Below are 16,809 nucleotides of genomic sequence, written 5' to 3'. Positions count from 1 at the left end.
GATGACCGACATCCGGGTACCGGTGGACGGCGCCGACCCGTCCGTCGAACGTAACCTCGTCGACCAGTTGGAAGGCCCGTACCCGGGCACGGTCCGGCGGGTCGTGGTGCCGCTCGCCGGCACCGGCGCGGCGGTGGTGGACTGGACCAGCCGGCACCCGCTGCTCGCCGTCGTGCTGCGCCGCGACCTGGCCGAGGAGACCGTGCGGGTGACCGTCACCGTCGACCCGGGCGGCGCGGGGGAGCGGGCGCTGCCGCCGGTGGTCTTCGCGCCCTGGTCGGCCGCCGGGGCGTCGGTGCCGGCGTACGTGCCGGACACCGCCGACGAGCCCCTGGTCGCCTCGTTCGCCGTCGCCGTCACGGCCGAACGCACCGTCGACGGTGCGGCCGCCACGGCGGTCACCGGTGCCGCGCTCACCGGGCTGGTCGAGCTGGCCGTGCTGGAGGGCAACCTGGGCCGGCTGCTCTACCTGGTGTCGTACGAGAAGCACCGGCTGCGCCGCGCGGCCCGGGAGGTGCACGCCTACCGCACCCTGGCGCACGCCCGGCGCGACGCGCTGGACCGCATCGGCGCGGACGTCGGGGTGGCCCGCTTCGTCGACGAGTTGGTGCACGAGCCGACCAACGGCGAGGTGTACGCCCGCCGCCTGGCCCCGCCGGCCCGCGAGCCGGACGCCGCGTACGCCCACCGGATCGGGCTCTACCGGCGGTTCCTGTTGCCCACGCCGGGCGCGGTACGACGACTGCTCAACGGCCCCGGCGCGGACACCGACCCGAACGCCGGACTCTTCGCCGACCTGCCCGGCGGCGCGCGGTTCACGCTGCGCGAGGACGACGACCGGTTCGCGGTGGCGATCCGGCTGGTCGCTGCCGGCGATCCGCAGCACCGCACGAACTTCCTCGCCCAACTGCGCCGCGACCGTCTCGTGCTGCCCGCTAACACCCCGCCGAACAACACTGTGCACGCCGGCCGGGCGCTGCCGGCCAACCGGCTGACCGAGATCACCGCGCTGCGGGCCAGCCTGCGCCAGTCGTACACCTTCGAGAGCACGCACGGCATCGCGCCGCCGCTGGCCGCCGCCCTGGACCGGGCGGGGCGGGTCTGTCGGGCACTCGGCTCGTCGATCGTGTGGCAGGTGACCCGAGCGCAGGACGACGCCGGCGGCAGCCGCTACGAGCTGGGTCTCGGCGTGGACGTCAGTTGGCCGACCCCCGCGCAGGCGACCGACCTGCGCAATCGGGTGCTGGACACCGGGCGCGCGGTCACCGCCGACCGGACCGCCGAGGCGCTGATCGCCGCCGCCCGTGCCGCCGGTGTGCCCACGGCGGCGGCCGACGGCGAGGTGGCGTGGCTGTGGCGGGTGTGCGGCCTGCCGACGACGCACCGGATCAGCACCACCCGGATGTACCTGTCGCACCTGCCCACCCGAGGGTTGGCGGTGACCGCGCCGCTGAGCGCGGCGGTCGGCGCGGACACGAACGTGGAGGCGCAGTTCCACGCCCCGGGTGACCCGGGTGGCAACGCGTTGCTGCTGGCCGGGTTGACCGCCGCCAGGACGGCCTGGACGAACGCCGGCGAGCCGACGTGGAACCCGTTGACCGACGCGGTGGCGCGCACCCGGTGGGCGGCCGTGCCGACCCGGCCGGCCGGGCAACCGGTCGATGCGGTCCTGGCCGCCGCCGGGCTGCCCGCGGTACGGGACCCGGCGCCGGTGGTGGCCGCGCTGAACCGCCTGCCCGACGAGCTGGTGGAGACCCTCGAACTGCCGGCGGCGTTGGCCGCCGCGTTGATCGCCGGGCAGCCGGCCGCCGGTGATCGGCTGGCCCGGCTGGTCGGGCTGCTGCGCGACCAGCACCTCGCCGCCGCGCTGCCACTCGTCGAGACGGGCAACCGGGTACTGCTGGTGTGCAGCGTGATCGGCCTGCCACAGGCCGGGCTGAACCTGGCCGAGCGCCGGGCCACCGGGTTCCGCTGGTACACCGTCGGGCTCGGCGGCGGCACCGCGGAGATCAAGGCGGTCGGCGCGCGGACCGTGCTGCGACCCACCCACACCGGGTTGGTCGCCGTGGTGGCGCTCTCCTACGTGCGGACCGGTCTGACCGACCCGTACGAGTTCCGGGTGGAGCTGCCCGACGGGGTGACGGTGAACCTGGAGCAGTACGAGCGGCTGATGAACGCGCTGTCGCGGGTCTGCCCGCTCGGCGTGGAGGTCAACACGTTCGGCATTCGTCGCGACCACGTCGACCTCGACGACGACGGCACCGCCGAGCCGCTGCGCCCGGCGGTGGCGCGCACCTTCCGCACCTTCCAGCAGCGCCGGCACCGCGGCGTGTACGACCAGCTCTGAGAGGGACACCACCATGGCGAGTGAGATCAACTACGACGGGGTGACCGTCACCGAGCTGTACGAGGCGTTCACCAAGCACGGCATTCCGGCCTCGGACGCCAGCGTGCTGGTCTCGTCCTGGATCTACGAGAACGTGGGCACCGCGAAGCGGGTGTTCAGTTACGCCGAGGCGTTTCCGGCCGTCGAGCCGGGCTGCGCGCCGCCGCCGTTCGCCCGCACCTTCGCCCACACCGACTGGATCGACGGGGAGGACGTGGTGCAGGCCGGGCAGACCCCTGGCGAGCAGGGCTTCAACGAGCGGTTCCACCGCATCGAGCACGACCTGGACCACCTCGGGGCCGACCTGGCCAAGGCGTTCTCCTGCATGGCGGCCATGCGGGTCAGCCTGCGCCGGCTGCTCGACGAGATCCGCGCGGAGATCAACCGGCTGCACTCCACGGTGCACGAGAACAAGATCGTGCCCGGTCCGTACACCTTCGAGCAGATCCCCAACTACATTGGCGCGCTGGACTTCGGTAAGTACATGGGCACCACGATGTTCATGGACAAGAAGGTCAGCATCTGGCAGACCAAGGCCGGCACCATCGTGCTGCCCGCCGTGGAGACCCTCGGCGTGGACGTGGTCGTCGGCCCGAAGGTCCGCGGCGCCGCGCAACTCGCCCGTCACGCCGCCGAGCACGGCGACGTCCGGCAGCGTTTCCCCCGCGAGGTGAAGCTCGTGGAGTTCGTCCGGTTCTTCGGCGAGGACGAGTTGGCCGACGGCCGGACGATCCGCGACGTGCTCAAGGTGCTGCCCGCCGACACCAGCTACCCGAGCCTGGACGCGATGTTCGGCGAGGTGAGTGAGCGGGAGGCGGCGATCGTCCGGACCACCGTCGGCGCCCAGTCGGCGGTCTCGGCGGCGCTCGGCATCGAGGCCGAGCTGGAGAACGTCGCCGACGCCGACATCGCCATGCTCGCCGGGGTGCCCACCAAGGCTCGCGCGGCGCTGACCCGCGCCGGGATCAGCACCCTCGGCAAGCTGGCCGACGCGAAGCCCGAGCAGGTGCTCGGCATCATGAAGGACGCCGGGGTACGCGCCGACGTCGGCGACGCCGCCGAGTGGACCGGGTACGCCCAGACGCTGAGCAAGCTGCGCTGAACGGCCGGCACCGACTCCGGCGAACGGTTGATCCACGCCGCTCGCCGGGTCGGTGTGACGACACTGCGCTGGCGTGCCGATCGTCCACACCCGACCGTGGAACTCCCACGGGGCGATCGGTGCGAAGGGCGCGGGCATGGCTGTTCACGAGGTGACGCGGGATGATCGCACCGGGACACCCGAGGCCGACACGGGGCTGCCTCCCCGGTACGTGCTACGACTGCTCGGCGGGTTCGGGCTGGAGCGCGACGGACTGGCGGTGGCGGTGCCGCAGGGCGCCCGCCGACTGCTGGCCTTTCTCGGCGTACGGCAGCACTGTGCCCGGTCCGAGGCCGCCGGCACGCTCTGGCCGGGCTCGCACGAGGAGCGCGCCCGTGCCAACCTGCGCACGATGCTCTGGCGGTTGCACCGGGTGACCCCCGAGCCGCTCGTGCAGGAGGACGACCGGCTGGCCCTGGCCCCCGGGGTGACCAGCGACGTGGCTGCCCTGGGCGTGGCGGCCACCGCGTTCCTGGCCGGCGGGTCACCGACGGTGGGCGTCGGCTTCGGCGTGCCGGCGCTGGCGACCGGCGAGTTGCTGCCCGGCTGGTACGACGACTGGGTGCTGACCGAGCGGGAACGCCTGCGCCAGACCCGGCTGTACGCGCTGGAGGCGCTGGCCGAGCGACTCACCACGCAGGGCCGCTACAGCGAGGCGGTGCAGGTGGCGCTGACCGCCGTCCACCTGGAGCCGCTGCGCGAGAGCGCCACCCGGGCGTTGATCGCCGTGCACCTGGCGGAGCGCAACATCAACGAGGCGGTACGGCGGTTCGAGCTGTTCCGCGCCGACCTGGGCCGGGAGTTGGGCGTCGCGCCGACACCCTGGCTGGAGCAGCTCGTCCGCGCCGGTGTGACCGGTGCGACAGTGTCGTCTCCGTAACCGGACCCCCTTCCGGCTCTCGCCGGCCCTACCCTTCGCCCTGTTTCGTCCGTCCACAGCCGCGGCCCCCGGACACCTCACTCCCGTCCTTTGCTCTGCACCCACGGAGGCGACAGTCACCGTCTGTAGCTGGTGCGCCCATGGGTGCAGAGCAAAGGATGCCCATGAGGTGAGGCGCGGCGCGGTGGGGCGCGGTGTGGCGCGGCGCGGTTAGGTGTGGCGCGGTGAGGTGGGGCGCGGCGCGGTGGGGCGCGGTGGGGCGCGGCGCGGTGGGGCGCGGTGGGGTGGGGCGCGGCGCGCTGAGGTGGGGTGCGGTGGGGCCGGTCAGTGTGTCGCGGGTGGGATGCTCTGCTCGTACTGGAAGACGTTGTGGGGGTCGTACTTCGCCTTGATCCGGCGCAGCCGGTCGAAGTTGCGTCCCCAGTAGGCGGTCTCCCACTCGGCCATCCCCACGTTGGGCACATTGACGTAGGCGCCGTCCACGTAGGGCCGCAATGCCTGGCTGAATTCGGCGATCCACGCCTGGGCAATGGGGGTGAGGGCATCACCGCTGTCGGGCTCGCCGCGGGTACCCCAACCCGCTCCTGGCTCGGAGTAGAAGAGCGCGTCGCGGTGCGGGAAGGCTGCCCCGCCGAACGGCTCGTGTCGCTGCGCCCCGGTGCCGAAGGCCTGGGTGAAGAAGTTGCTGTCGTCGGTGGGTGCGTCCCGCATGAACGCTCGGATCACGCTGATCGCCTCCTGCGGGAACGGCTCCCTGGTGAACTGGGAGAAGAACTTCCAGTTCGCGGGCTCGTCCTCGGTGGGGATCTGGAACCCGGCGTAGGTGTCGCCCCAGCCGCCGATCTGCACGGTGACCGTGGGATCGCCGATCGACAGGACCGACGCCAACAGCTTCCTGGCCTCGGCCTCCGACCCTTCCGCGAGCACCCCGAACAGCAGGATCTCGTTTCGGTGGATCTCCAGTTGGGTGCCGAGGCGTGGGTCGGAGAACGGTGCGGTGCGCTGCCACGTGTCGAAGACCCCGTGCAGGTCGTCGAGACCCGGCCAGGTCGCCTGTAGGTAGGCGACGCTCTTGAGGGGGGCGACCTTGTAGGTCAGTGCGGTGACGATCCCGAAGTTGCCGTTACCGGCGCCGCGAAGCGCCCAGAGCAGGTCCGCGTGGTTCCACGGGTCCACCTCGAGCACCTTCGCGCCGTCCGCGCCCGCCGCTACGACGATCTCCGCCCCGATCAGGTTGTCGCAGGCCATCCCGAGGTAGCGGGTGAGGAAGCCGAAGCCGCCGCCGAGGGTCGCGCCGGACAGGCCGACCGTCCCCTCCGTGCCGGTGGTGGCAGCCAGGTCGTGCTCCCCGAGCGCGGTCACCGCCTCCAACTGGTTCAGCCCCGCGCCGACCTTCGCGATGCGACCGGCGGGATCGATGTGGCTGGCCTTCAGTTCGCTGACGTCGATCACGATGCCGTTGTCGACGTTCGACCAGCCCTCGAGGCTGTGGCGTCCACTGCGCACCCGAAGCGCGACGTTGTGCTGCCGTGCCCAGGTGAGGGCGTTGACCACGTCCCGGGTCTCTTGGGCGAAGACGATGACCAGCGGATAGTGCACGAACAACTCGTCCCAGCCGAGGCTCGCGTCCGCGTAGTCGGGGTTTTGGGGACGGACGACGCGGCCGGTCAGCTCGGCCGGCGGGAACCTGTCACCCGAGGACGGGCCGTCGGCCGCGATCGCCGAACTGCCGGCGACCACGCTCGGAAGAACGACAGCGCCGGCGCCGGCGGCCGTCGCCCTGAGCAGATCGCGTCGGGACAGGTCGCGCATGGTCCGAGTCCTCTCGATCGGGGTACGCCAGGAATCGGAAGTGAGAGGGCGAATGCCCCATCTGGCGCGAACCAACCGTACGGTTGAGGACGTGAACGCAGCTCCGAGAATGCGTCGCGGAACCCGGTCGGGTGACGCGGCGAGCGTCAGTTCGGGGCCGGCTGGTCCAGGATGGCGCTGAAACGCTCCTCGGCGAGGTCGAGCTGGGCGAAGATGTGCCGCTTCACCGCGGGCGACAGTGGTGTGTCCGGCCGGCCGATCAGGTCCCGGAAGAGCGGCACCAACGGCCGGTACTTCCGGGCCGACGAGACGACCTTCGGCCCGACCGTGTGGATCACCCCCACCCCGTTGTCGGTGAAGTCCGACACCTTGATCACCCGGGCCCAGGGCTCCCGGTCCAGACTGACCGCCAGGTGCTCCCGGTACTGCGTGTTGCGGTCGCGCTCGGGGTCGTACACCGGGTTGGTGACGGCGGCGACCAGGGTGGCCACCCGCGCCCCGAACCGGGCGGCGAGCGCGCTCAACGCGGCCCCGGTCGGGTCCGCCCCCGGGTCACCGTCGGCCAACTCGGACGGGTGGTCCTCGACCGCGTCGTGCAGCAGACCGGCGACGATCACATCCACGTCCCGCACCTGGTAGTGGTGCATCAACCGGATCGCCACACGCAACAGGTGGTTCAGGTACGGCTCACGGACGCGTCGGTCGTCGCGGTGCAGGTCGGCGGCGAGATCGAGCGCGGCGGTCAACCGCGTCCGGGCGGCGTCGTCGAACTGCTGGACCTCCAACCGGAAGCGCTCCAGCAGGCCCGGTTCGCCGTGGATCTCGGTGATCGCGTGCATCGGCATGCTGCCCAGGTGCGGCGGGAAGTCCATGCGTCACTTATAGCCGATCTTCTCCACATCGATGAGCCCGTACGTCGCCGACCCGACCGCGAGTCGCCGCCCCGGGCCGGGTGGTCAGACCGGTAGGCGGTTGGCGCCGGCCAGCGGACCTACCAGGAGGGGGACCAGTGGGGTCGGGAGGACCGGGTCGCGGCGTAGGGTCGGCGTCCAGCCCGCGTCTCCGGCGAGGTCGGGATCGTGGCTCGCGTTGTACGCCGCCAGCAGGTCTACCGGCTGCGCCGGCCCGTCGCCCTGACGCACCCAGGAGCCGCGCTCGGTCAACGCCGTGCCGCCCCAGTCGTAGAGCAGATCGGCCGGGTCGACCGACGCGTCCACGGTGAAGAAGTTGTTCTGCGCGTAGATCGCCGACTGCACGCCGACGCCGAGCGCGTACTGGAAGTCGTCCCCACCGAGCCGGTAGTGGTTGTTGTAGACGTCGACCTGCCCGAAGCGCACCCTCGGCAGCCGTTGCAGGACACCGTCGAAGAGGTTGTGGTGCAGCGTGACCTTCAGCCGTCCCACGTCCGGGCCGACGGTGTTGGACGAGCCGATCAGCAGCAGCTTGTCCCGGCCGGTGAAACGGTTCCACGACGCGGTGACCAGGCTGGCCGTGTGCGTGACGTCCAGCGAGCCGTCGTGCACCTGGTACGGCCGCCCGAAGTGGACGGGTTGGGCACTGTCCGGGTTGTCGCCGTCGGTGAAGGTGTTGTGGTCGACCCAGACGTTCTCGCTGCGGCGTACCGAGATCTGGTCGTACTGGCTGTTCCAGTTGCCGGACTCACCGTCGGTCGGTGACCAGGCGGGAAAACAGTCCCGGGCGTCGACGAGGGTCAGGTTGCGGACGATCACGTTCGACGCCCGGTCGATCATCAGCGTCAGGCCGGTCAACCGTGCGCCGCGCAGCCCGACGATCGTGGTGTTCGGACCGACGTTGATCTGCGTCTGCCGGGTCTGGTTGGCCACCGAACGCACCCGGGCCTCCTCCAGCGGCCCGCTCGGGGCGACCCGCCCCCACACCGCCGGGTCGTAGGCCTCCAGGTAGGCGTCCAACCGGTACGCCGGGTCGGCCAGGTCGGCGCAGCTCAGCGGAGTGCCGTCGGGCCCTTCGAAACCGTCGACGACGCCGTCGACGTAGACGAGTTTCGGCGTCGCGTCGGTGGCGTTGGTGGCGTTGTCGCCGCCCAGCGCGGCGACCAGCTCGGCCCGGCTGCGCACCACTGTGGTCCGCTCCGGGGTCGCCGCCGAACCGCCGGTGGTGCCGGTGCCCTCGGCCGCCCAGCCGTCGCGCGCGGGCAGCGTCTGCCGACCGAGCTGGCGGGCCGACCAGGAGAGTCGGTCGTCCGGGCGGGCAACGGCGGCGGCCGGGGCGGCACCGAGCAGGAGGGCGACCACCGTCGCGCCGGTGAGGACTCTGCGCATGACTGTCTCCATTCACTGGAGGTGGGGGAGTGTGGGGTTCGTCGTCCGGCTATCTCGTCAACTCGGCGCGGTACGCGGCGACCGCCCAGGGCACCGCCAGTTCACTCGGGAGCGCCCCGCGTTCGGCCGCCCGACGCAGCACGTCGACCACGCCCCGTAGGTGACGGACCCGGTCCCCGCCCTCGCCGACGGTGGTCACCAGGTCACCGTCGAGCAGCCGGGGCTCCGGGGCGGCCCGCAACGCGTCCAGCAGCGCGGTGAACGGCGCGGTACGGGCCAACGGCGCGATCAACGGCACCCCGGCCGGGTCGGCCCGGTGCGCGAGCAGGTTCTCCAGCAGTCCCGACCGCCCTGGAACCCGGCGGGTCACCACGTCCCCGGGCAGCCGCAACCGGTCCGTCGGGTACTCCAACACCGCTCGCCCGGCCGTCCCGGTCACCACGACCTCACCCGCCACGAACTCCTCGGCGGCCAGCGTCACCGCCACCAGCACCGGCGGGCCGGCACGGAACAGGATCCGCAGCACCGCGGTGTCCTCCACCTCGATCGGGCGGACCCGATAACGCTCCACCTCGATCGCCACCGGCCAGGGCGTCGCGCCGCCGAGTGCCTCGGCGATGGCCAGGCACTGCATCACCGCGTGCGCGAGCGGGTTGGCCAGCGCGCCGTCCAGCACCGGTCGGCCGTCCAGTGTGCGACGACCGGCCCAGGGGGAGCGGGCGTAGTAGCCGTCCGGCCGTTGCCACGCGGCCACCGTGGAGATGCCGGTGACGGTGCCCAGTCGGCCGGCGGCCAGCGCGTCGGTCAACGCGGTGAGGGCCGCCGAGCCGAGTGCCTGGAAACCGACCTGGGCGACCCGTCCGGCGGCGGCGAGAGCCCAGGTCAGCTCCTCGTGTTCGGCCAGCGACAGCACCGGGGGTTTCTCCACCAGCAGGTCGGCGCCGGTGGCCAGGGCGTCGCGGGCGATCGCCAGGTGGGTGTGCGGTGGCGTGCAGATCACCACCACGTCCGGCCGGGTGGCGGCGAGCATCGCCCGGTGGTCGGTGAACACCTGGACGCCGGGGGGCACCGGCGCCGCCGGGTCGTCCTCCACCGGCCGGACGTCGACCAGGGCGACCAGTCGCAGCCGGCCGTCGGCGTGCAGCGGTGCGATCACCCGCCGATGCCACCGGCCGTGCCCGTTCGCGCCGATCACCGCCACCCGGGGTGGCGGCGTCGCCCCGTTCACCACCCACCGGCCAGCGTCGGCCCGCTCATCGGGCGCCGGCCGGTCTGCGGCCCGCTCATCGGGCGCCGGCCGGTCTGCCACCGGGCATCGGCCGTTCGCGGCCGGTCACCGGGCACCGGCCACTGTCGCCTCGACGCCGTATCGTTCCAGCGCCGTCAACCAGGCGATCACGTCGGCGCGGACCTCGTCGTCCTCGGCGACCTCCACCGGGATGACCTCACGGAGCGCGAAGAGCGCGTCGACAACGCCCGCCGGGCTCTGCCCGCCGGCGCTGAGCGCGGCGCGGATCGGCCCGGCGAGGGGGTCCTGGAACGGCAACGGTTGGCCGTCGTCGGCGTACCCCAGCGCGAAGCGCAACCAGGACGCCACGACCAGCGCGCCCCAGCGGGCGGACCGACCGGTCGCGCGCAGGTCGGCGATGGTGTGCAGGACGCGCTGCGGCAGCTTCTGGGAGCCGTCCATCGCCACCTGGAGGGTGCGGTGGCGGATTGCCGGGTTGCCGAACCGGGCGAGGACCTGCTCGCCGTAGTCGACCACCCGGACCCCGTCCGGTGGGCTGAAGCTGGCGGCGACGTCCTCGGCGATCAGCCGGCGCAGCACGTCGCCCAGGTGCGGGATCTCCAGCGCCTCGGCGACGGTCTCCCGGCCGGCCAGCGCCCCCAGGTAGGCGGTGGCCGAGTGGACGCCGTTGAGGGCGCGCAGCTTCAACCGCTCCCACGGGCCGGCGTCGTCGGTGAGCACCGCCCCGGCGTGCTCCCAGCCCGGCCGTCCACCGGGGAAGTCGTCCTCGATGACCCACTGCGAGTACGGTTCGGCGGCGACCGCCGCCAGGTCGGTGACGCCGAGCGCCCGGCGCACCGCCTCGACCGTCTCCGGGGTGCTGGCCGGGACGATCCGGTCCACCATGGTGCCCGGGCAGGAGACGTTGGCGGCCACCCAGTCGACCAGCCCGGTGGGCACCCCCACGGCGCGACCGACCGTCTGGTCGAGCATGCCCCGCAGCCGACGGCCGTTGGCCGGCAGGTTGTCACAGCTGACCAGGGCCACCGGCCCGGCGTCCGCGGCGGCCCGGGCGGCCAGCCCGCGCAGCAGCAGCCCTGGCACCGTGCTCGGCGGACGGCCGCCGGCCAGGTCCGCGGCGAGCGCCGAGTCCGGGGACAGGTGGCCGGTCACCGGGTCGAGTTGGTACGCCTTCTCGGTGACGGTCAGCGTCACCACGCGAACCGCCGGGTCGGCGAGCAGCGCCACCACGGCGTCCGGGTCGCTGGCCGCGTGCCGGACGCCACTCAGCGCGCCCACCACCCGGGTGGCGCTGCCGGTCGCGGAGAGGGCGCTGACGGTGAACAGGTTGTCCTGGGCGGTGAGCGCCTCGACCACCGCGGTGCTGCGCGGCGCGACGGCCACGATGCCCCAGTCGCCGCCGGCCGCGCCGACCGCCGCCTCGGTGAAGACCGCCTGGTGGGCCCTGTGGAACGCGCCCAACCCCAGGTGGACGACGCCGGTGGGCACCGTCCCGGGCCGGATCAGGGGGCGGGCCTCGACGGGGAGGTGGCGCACCATGCCCAGGCCGAGCCGGGACGCGCCGACGGTCACCGCCACGCCGGACCGTCCGGGAAGCGGAACTCGGCGATCGACGCCGGTTTCATCGTGGCGCTGTATCCGGGCCGTTCGGGCAGGAGGTAGCGGCCACCGCGGGTACGCACCGGGTCCACGAAGTGCTCGTGCAGGTGGTCGACGTACTCGATCATCCGCCCGTCGAGCGCGGTGCCCACCCGCAGGTAGTCGAAGATCGCCAGGTGTTGGACGTACTCGCAGAGGCCGACCCCACCGGCGTGCGGGCAGACCGGCACACCGAACTTCGCCGCCAGCAGCAACTCGGCCAGGACCTCGTCGACACCGCCGACCCGGCAGGCGTCGATCTGCATCACGCCGATCGCCTCGGCCTGCAACAGCTGCTTGAAGATCACCCGGTTGGCGGCCACCTCACCGGTGGCGACCCGGCACCGGCCGCCGGTCAGCTCGGTCACCGCCCGCGCGATCCGGGCGTGACCGAGGATGTCGTCGGCGTGCGTCGGCTCCTCGATCCAGTACGGGTCGACCTCCGCGAGGGTGGCCATCGCGGTGATCGCCTCGTCGACGTCCCAGACCTGGTTGGCGTCCATCATCAGCAGCGCGTCCGGGCCGATCTCCTCCCGGATGATCCGGGCCCGCCGCAGATCGTCGGCGAGCGGGCCGCCGACCTTCATCTTCATCGCACGCCAACCGTCGTCGTACGCCTGCCGGGTCAGCGCCCGCACCTTGTCGTCGGGGTAGCCGAGCCAGCCGACCGAGGTGGTGTACGAAGCGAAACCGTCGCGTTCGAGCGTCGCCAACCGGTCGGCCAGGCCGTCGCGTCCCTTGTCGAGGATCGCCGCCGCGTCGTCCGGGGTGAGCGCATCGCTGATGTGCTTGAAATCGACGCTGGCGACCAGGTCGTCGGTGGGCAGTTCGGCGAGGAACCGCCACATCGGCTTGCCGGCCAGTGCCGCCCGCAGGTCCCACACCGCGTTGACCAGCGCCCCGGTCGCCATGTGGATGACGCCCTTCTCCGGGCCCAGCCAGCGCAGCTGCACGTCGGCGCTGAGCGAGCGCCAGAACGCCACGGGCTCGGCCACGATCTCCTCGACAGTGCGTCCCCGTACGTGGTGGGCCAGCGCGCGGACCGCCGCGCAGGTGATCTCGTTGCCCCGGCCGTTGGTGAAGGTGAACCCCGCCCCGGTCGCCCCGACGTCGGTGCCCAACTCCACGTACGTCGCCGAGTAGTCACCGCGGTTGATCGCGTCGGAGCCGTCGCCCCGCGCGGCGGTCGGGAACCGCACGTCGTGCACCTCGACGGAGGTGATGGTGGTGGTCACTGGCCTACGCCTCCGAACTTGAAGACCCTCTTGGGCAGCCGGTACGCCAGGTCGACGATGGTCTCGGCGGCCTCGTCCATCGGCAGCCGGTGCTCGGCGACCAGCCGGGCCAGGAAGCCGGCGTCGACCCGGCGGGCCACGTCGTGGCGTACCGGGATGGAGCAGAACGCCCGGGTGTCGTCCACGAACCCGGTGGTGTTGTAGAAGCCGGCGCTCTCGGTGACCGTCTCCCGGAACCGGCGCAGCACCTCCGGGGAGTCCAGGAACCACCAGGGCGCGCCGAGCAGCAGCGCGGCGTACCCGCCGGCGAGGGGCGCCAGCTCGCGGGTGAAGGTGTCCTCGTCCAGGGTGTAGAGCACGACCCGCAGCCGACTGTCGTTGCCGTAGCGCTCCAGCAGTGGGGCGAGCGCGTGCACGTACTCGGTGGCCTGCGGGACGTCGCCGCCGACGTCGCGGCCGTGCCGGGCGTGCAACCACCGGTTGTGGTTGCGGACCGCGCCCGGGTGCAGCTGCATGACCAGCCCGTCGTCGAGCGACATCCGGGCGAACTCCACCAGCATGTGCGCCCGGAACGCCTCGGCGTCGGCGGCGTCGGCCTGGCCACGCCGGCCCCGGTCGTACAGCCGCTCGGCCTCCTCCGGTGTCAGGTCCAGGGTGCGCGCGGTGGGGTGGCCATGGTCGGAGGACGTCGCGCCGGCGGCGATGAACGCCGCCCGTCGGGCCCGCAGCGCGGCCAGGTAGCCGGCGTACGTGCCGGTGTCCTCCCCGGCCCGCTCGCCGAGCCGCTCCACGTTGGTCGACCAGCCCTCGAACTCCATGTCCACCACGTCGTCGGGGCGGAAGGTGGTGACGACCCGGCCGCCCGGCCCGCCCCAGCCGTCGGCGGCGAGCTTGGCGTGCTGGCCGAGGTCGTCGAGCGGCGACTCGGTGGTTGCGAGGACCTCGATGCCGAAGCGTTCGAACAGCGCCCGGGGCCGGAAGTCCGGCTCGGCGAGCCGGGCCGCGATCTCGTCGTAGAGGGTGTCGGCGGTGGCCGGGCCGAGCGGGGTGTGCACACCGAACACGGTGCGGAAGGTCTGCTCCAGCCAGAGCCGCGACGGGGTGCCCCGGAACAGGTGCCAGTGCGCGGCGAAACGTCGCCAGATCACCCGCCCGTCGGTCTCCACCGGGCTGCCGTCGCGAGTGGGCACACCGAGGTCCGACGGGGGTACGCCCTGACTGAGCAGCATCCGGGTCAGGTAGTGGTCGGGCACGATGAGCAGCTGCGCCGGGTCTCCGAAAGGCCGGTCCTCGGCCAGCAGGGCCGGGTCGACGTGCCCGTGCGGCGAGATGATGGGTTGCTCCGCCGCGAGGGCGTACAGCTCCCGGGCCAGCGCGCGCTGGCCCGGTTCGGGCGGCAGGAGCAGGTCGGTGTGGTCGAACGTCGGCACGGGGATGGGCTCCTCGTCTCCTGGTCAGCGGGGGGTGAGCAGGTCAGCGACCCGGACCGGTCGACCGGTCTCGAAGGACCGGTTGGCCGCTAGGCCGGTGAGCAGGGCCAACGCGCCGTCGTCGGCGGTCGCGGCGCGCTCCAGCGGGTCGGGTTGCCCGCCGAAGAGCACACCTGTCATCCGGGCGTCCGCGCCGCCGTGACCGTGCCGGCTGCGCCTCTCGACGGGGATCTGCCGGGGCGGCTGCCAGAACGGGCGCACCGTGAGGGTCGCGCCACCGCCCTCGGGCGGGGCTTCGACACCGTGCAGGGCGGCGCCCTTGACCGCGCCGGCGGTGCCCCGGTCGACGAAGTCGTTCTCGGTGACCTCCAGCTCCAGCCGGCCCCGACTGCCGTTGACCATCACCCGGTAACCCTCCCAGGGGGCGTACGCGGTGAGGTGGTACGTCATCGTGGCGCCGGTGGAGTAGCGGGCGAGCACCGCCATGTCGTCCTCGATGCTGACCCCGGGGGCGAAGACGTTGCGGTCGCGCTGGTAGCCGTCCTCGGCCTCGGCGTCGAGGTACAACTCGCGCAGCCGGGGATGCGCGTCGAGTCGCAGGGCGAACGGGTCGTCGGCGGCGGCGGGGGAGCCGTACGCCCGGTCGTAGTCGCGGGCGTAGCCGTGCCGGCGGCCGTCCTCGCCGTAGAAGAAGAGCCGCCCGGCCGCGTACACCTCGACGGGCGTGGCGGCGAGCCACCAGTTGACCAGGTCGAAGTGGTGGCTGGCCTTGTGCACCATCAGCCCGCCGGAGCTGGCCTTGTCGCGGTGCCAGCGGCGGAAGTAGTCGGCGCCGTGGCGCACGTCGAGCAGCCACTCGAAGTGCACCGAGCCGATCTCGCCGACCGCGCCCTCGGCGAGCAGCCGGCGAACCTGTTCGTGCAGCGGGTTGTAGCGGTAGTTGAACGCGACGGTCACCCGGCCACCGGTCTCGGCCACCGTGTCCAGGATGCGCTGGCAGCGCGGCACGTCCACCGTCATCGGCTTCTCGGTGACGACCTGCCGGCCGGCGCGCAACGCGGCCACCACGTACTCGTCGTGGGTGACGTCGACGCTGGTGACCAGGACGACGTCGACGCGTTCGGCGTCCAGCATGGCCGGGAAGTCACCGGCCGGGTACGTGGGCACCGGACGGTGACCCAGCTCGGCCAACCAGCGGTTGTGCGCGTCCATCCGGGCCTGGTTGACGTCGGAGAAGGCGACCAGCTCGGTGGTGTCGGCGTGGTCGAGCACCAGGGCGCGGACGAACATCTCGGCGCGCGCGCCGGTGCCCACGACGGCGTACCGGACCCGGCCGTCGGCTGTCGGTAACATGCGGTCGCCTCTCCGATGATCCTGCAAAGGTTTGCAGTGAAGTAATCACGATCGATGTGATCGCGTCAACGGCGTCGATACAAACGGCGGTGAATGTCCGTGTTTGCGACGCGTTAGTTCACCAAGAGGAGTCCGGATGCAACAAAGCTGTAGCCATTGACCGTTGACACTGGCGCAACCGTTTGCATTAATGGGCCACACCCACGTGACCGCCACCACATCGGACGAAGGGGCCGCCGTGCCAGTCACCATTCGGGACGTCGCCCGGGCGTCCGGTGTGCACATCTCCACCGTGTCCCGCACCTTCTCCGCTCCGCACCTGGTCAACCCGGAGACCCGGGTCCGGGTGCTGGCCTGCGCGGAGGACCTGGGCTACCGGCCGAACCGGGCCGCGCGGGCGCTGATCACCGGGCGTACGCACAACATCGGGCTGATCATCGCGGACATCGCGAACCCGTTCTTCCCGCCGCTGATCAAGGCGGCGGAGAGTCAGGCCCGGCACCGCGACTACCACGTGTTCGTCGCCGACACCAACGAGGACCCGACCGCGGAGGAGGAGCTGGTCCACGCGTTGGCCAAGCAGGTCGACGGCGTGCTGCTCTGCAGCCCACGGATGAGCAACAGCCTGATCGAACAGCTCAGCCGTGAGGTGCCGCTGGTGGTCGTGAATCGCCAGGTGACCGGCCTGCCCTGCGTGCTGATGGACGTCGGGCAGGGTGCCCGGTCGGCGATCGAGCACCTGGTCGGCCTCGGACACCGCAGCATCGCGCTGCTCGGCGGCCCGCGCAGCTCGTGGACCAACCGGGAGATGCGCCGGGCCGCCGGCGCGGCCGCCCGGGCGGGCGGCGCGGAACTGACGCTGCTCGGTCCCAACGCGCCCACCGAGACCGGCGGATCCGCCGTCGCCGAGCAGGTGCGGCGCAGCGGTGTGTCGGCAGTGCTCGCCTACAACGACCTGATGGCGATCGGCCTCATCGAAGGGCTGGACGCGCTCGGGGTCCGGGTGCCGCAGGAGGTGAGTGTCGTCGGGGTCGACGACATCACCCTGAGCCGGCTCACCCGACCCAAACTGACGACGGTGGCCACACCCACCGGGGCCGCCGGCCGGACGGCCGTCGACATGCTGCTGCAACAGGACACCGAGTCACCGCGCGGCGCGCGAGGGCTGGGTGCCGGCACGGCGCTCGGCGTCCGTCGTACCACCGCACAGGTAATGCTCCAGACCGACCTGGTCATCCGCGACTCGACCGGCCCGGGCCCGCACGCCCGACCGGCACGTCCCCTGGCCGCGCCGCAGGGCCCGGACCCGCATTGCCCTGCGGGCCCGGGCATCCCGACCGCGGCCACCGGTGACGCCGTCGCCTCCTAATGCCGAGGAGTGAGCG

General features: G+C 72.6%; 12 protein-coding genes. 4 read left to right on the top strand and 8 right to left on the bottom strand.

From position 1 onward, the window contains the following. Position 1: 1 nt before the first annotated feature. The 3 genes from O7631_RS23750 to O7631_RS23740 all read left to right on the top strand — a co-directional run bounded on the left by O7631_RS23750 (position 2) and on the right by O7631_RS23740 (position 4,407). Positions 2 to 2,347: a hypothetical protein gene (locus O7631_RS23750; RefSeq protein WP_278146249.1), complete on the top strand. Its 2,346-nt coding sequence runs from the start codon at positions 2 to 4 to the stop codon at positions 2,345 to 2,347. A gap of 13 nt (positions 2,348 to 2,360) precedes the next feature. Beyond that, positions 2,361 to 3,488 carry a hypothetical protein gene (locus O7631_RS23745; RefSeq protein WP_278146248.1) on the top strand — a complete coding sequence of 376 codons (1,128 nt, stop codon included), beginning with the start codon at positions 2,361 to 2,363 and terminating at the stop codon, positions 3,486 to 3,488. Positions 3,489 to 3,624: 136 nt separating this feature from the next. After that, the gene (locus tag O7631_RS23740; RefSeq protein ID WP_278146247.1) at positions 3,625 to 4,407 is read left to right on the top strand and encodes a BTAD domain-containing putative transcriptional regulator; all 783 of its coding nucleotides are present in this window, start codon (positions 3,625 to 3,627) and stop codon (positions 4,405 to 4,407) included. 324 nt (positions 4,408 to 4,731) lie between these two features. On the opposite strand, the gene O7631_RS23735 is transcribed toward O7631_RS23740, so the two are convergent. From O7631_RS23735 to O7631_RS23700, 8 genes are all read right to left on the bottom strand, one after another. Continuing rightward, the gene (locus O7631_RS23735; protein WP_278146246.1) at positions 4,732 to 6,219 is read right to left on the bottom strand and encodes an FAD-binding oxidoreductase; all 1,488 of its coding nucleotides are present in this window, start codon (positions 6,217 to 6,219) and stop codon (positions 4,732 to 4,734) included. A gap of 146 nt (positions 6,220 to 6,365) precedes the next feature. Continuing rightward, positions 6,366 to 7,091, bottom strand: a complete 726-nt coding sequence (locus O7631_RS23730; RefSeq protein ID WP_278146245.1) for an HD domain-containing protein — start codon at positions 7,089 to 7,091, stop codon at positions 6,366 to 6,368. An 84-nt stretch (positions 7,092 to 7,175) separates the two neighbouring features. Continuing rightward, positions 7,176 to 8,519 carry a polysaccharide lyase family 1 protein gene (locus tag O7631_RS23725; RefSeq protein ID WP_278146244.1) on the bottom strand — a complete coding sequence of 448 codons (1,344 nt, stop codon included), beginning with the start codon at positions 8,517 to 8,519 and terminating at the stop codon, positions 7,176 to 7,178. A 49-nt stretch (positions 8,520 to 8,568) separates the two neighbouring features. Then, positions 8,569 to 9,828, bottom strand: a complete 1,260-nt coding sequence (locus O7631_RS23720) for a Gfo/Idh/MocA family oxidoreductase (protein WP_347403519.1) — start codon at positions 9,826 to 9,828, stop codon at positions 8,569 to 8,571. Between the two features lie 24 nt (positions 9,829 to 9,852). After that, positions 9,853 to 11,346, bottom strand: coding sequence for a mannitol dehydrogenase family protein (locus O7631_RS23715; protein WP_278146243.1), 1,494 nt, complete (start codon positions 11,344 to 11,346; stop codon positions 9,853 to 9,855). Further along, the gene (locus tag O7631_RS23710) at positions 11,337 to 12,641 is read right to left on the bottom strand and encodes an enolase C-terminal domain-like protein (protein ID WP_278146242.1); all 1,305 of its coding nucleotides are present in this window, start codon (positions 12,639 to 12,641) and stop codon (positions 11,337 to 11,339) included. The genes O7631_RS23715 and O7631_RS23710 overlap by 10 nt, the downstream gene beginning before the upstream one ends. Beyond that, the gene (gene uxaC, locus O7631_RS23705) at positions 12,638 to 14,071 is read right to left on the bottom strand and encodes a glucuronate isomerase (RefSeq protein ID WP_278146241.1); all 1,434 of its coding nucleotides are present in this window, start codon (positions 14,069 to 14,071) and stop codon (positions 12,638 to 12,640) included. Before uxaC ends, O7631_RS23710 begins: the two co-directional genes overlap by 4 nt. 24 nt (positions 14,072 to 14,095) lie before the next feature. Continuing rightward, positions 14,096 to 15,424: a Gfo/Idh/MocA family oxidoreductase gene (locus tag O7631_RS23700; RefSeq protein ID WP_278146240.1), complete on the bottom strand. Its 1,329-nt coding sequence runs from the start codon at positions 15,422 to 15,424 to the stop codon at positions 14,096 to 14,098. Between the two features lie 238 nt (positions 15,425 to 15,662). On the opposite strand from O7631_RS23700, the gene O7631_RS23695 reads away from it, so the two are divergent. Further along, a complete protein-coding gene (locus O7631_RS23695; protein ID WP_278146239.1) occupies positions 15,663 to 16,793 on the top strand; it encodes a LacI family DNA-binding transcriptional regulator in 1,131 nt (376 codons plus the stop codon). Positions 16,794 to 16,809 lie beyond the last annotated feature (16 nt).

The sequence above is a fragment of the Micromonospora sp. WMMD967 genome (assembly GCF_029626165.1).
In the GTDB taxonomy this organism is placed as follows: Bacteria; Actinomycetota; Actinomycetes; order Mycobacteriales; family Micromonosporaceae; genus Micromonospora; species Micromonospora taraxaci.
The sequence above is the reverse complement of the archived record's forward strand: the minus strand, read 5'-3'. Positions and strand labels throughout refer to the sequence as shown.

Bases quoted from the DNA above. Each gene is read 5' to 3' on its own strand.
- O7631_RS23750 (WP_278146249.1), top strand. From the start codon at position 2: ATGACCGACATCCGGGTACCGGTGGACGGCGCCGACCCGTCCGTCGAA.
- O7631_RS23745 (WP_278146248.1), top strand. From the start codon at position 2,361: ATGGCGAGTGAGATCAACTACGACGGGGTGACCGTCACCGAGCTGTAC.
- O7631_RS23740 (WP_278146247.1), top strand. From the start codon at position 3,625: ATGGCTGTTCACGAGGTGACGCGGGATGATCGCACCGGGACACCCGAG.
- O7631_RS23735 (WP_278146246.1), bottom strand. From the start codon at position 6,219: ATGCGCGACCTGTCCCGACGCGATCTGCTCAGGGCGACGGCCGCCGGC.
- O7631_RS23730 (WP_278146245.1), bottom strand. From the start codon at position 7,091: ATGGACTTCCCGCCGCACCTGGGCAGCATGCCGATGCACGCGATCACC.
- O7631_RS23725 (WP_278146244.1), bottom strand. From the start codon at position 8,519: ATGCGCAGAGTCCTCACCGGCGCGACGGTGGTCGCCCTCCTGCTCGGT.
- O7631_RS23700 (WP_278146240.1), bottom strand. From the start codon at position 15,424: ATGTTACCGACAGCCGACGGCCGGGTCCGGTACGCCGTCGTGGGCACC.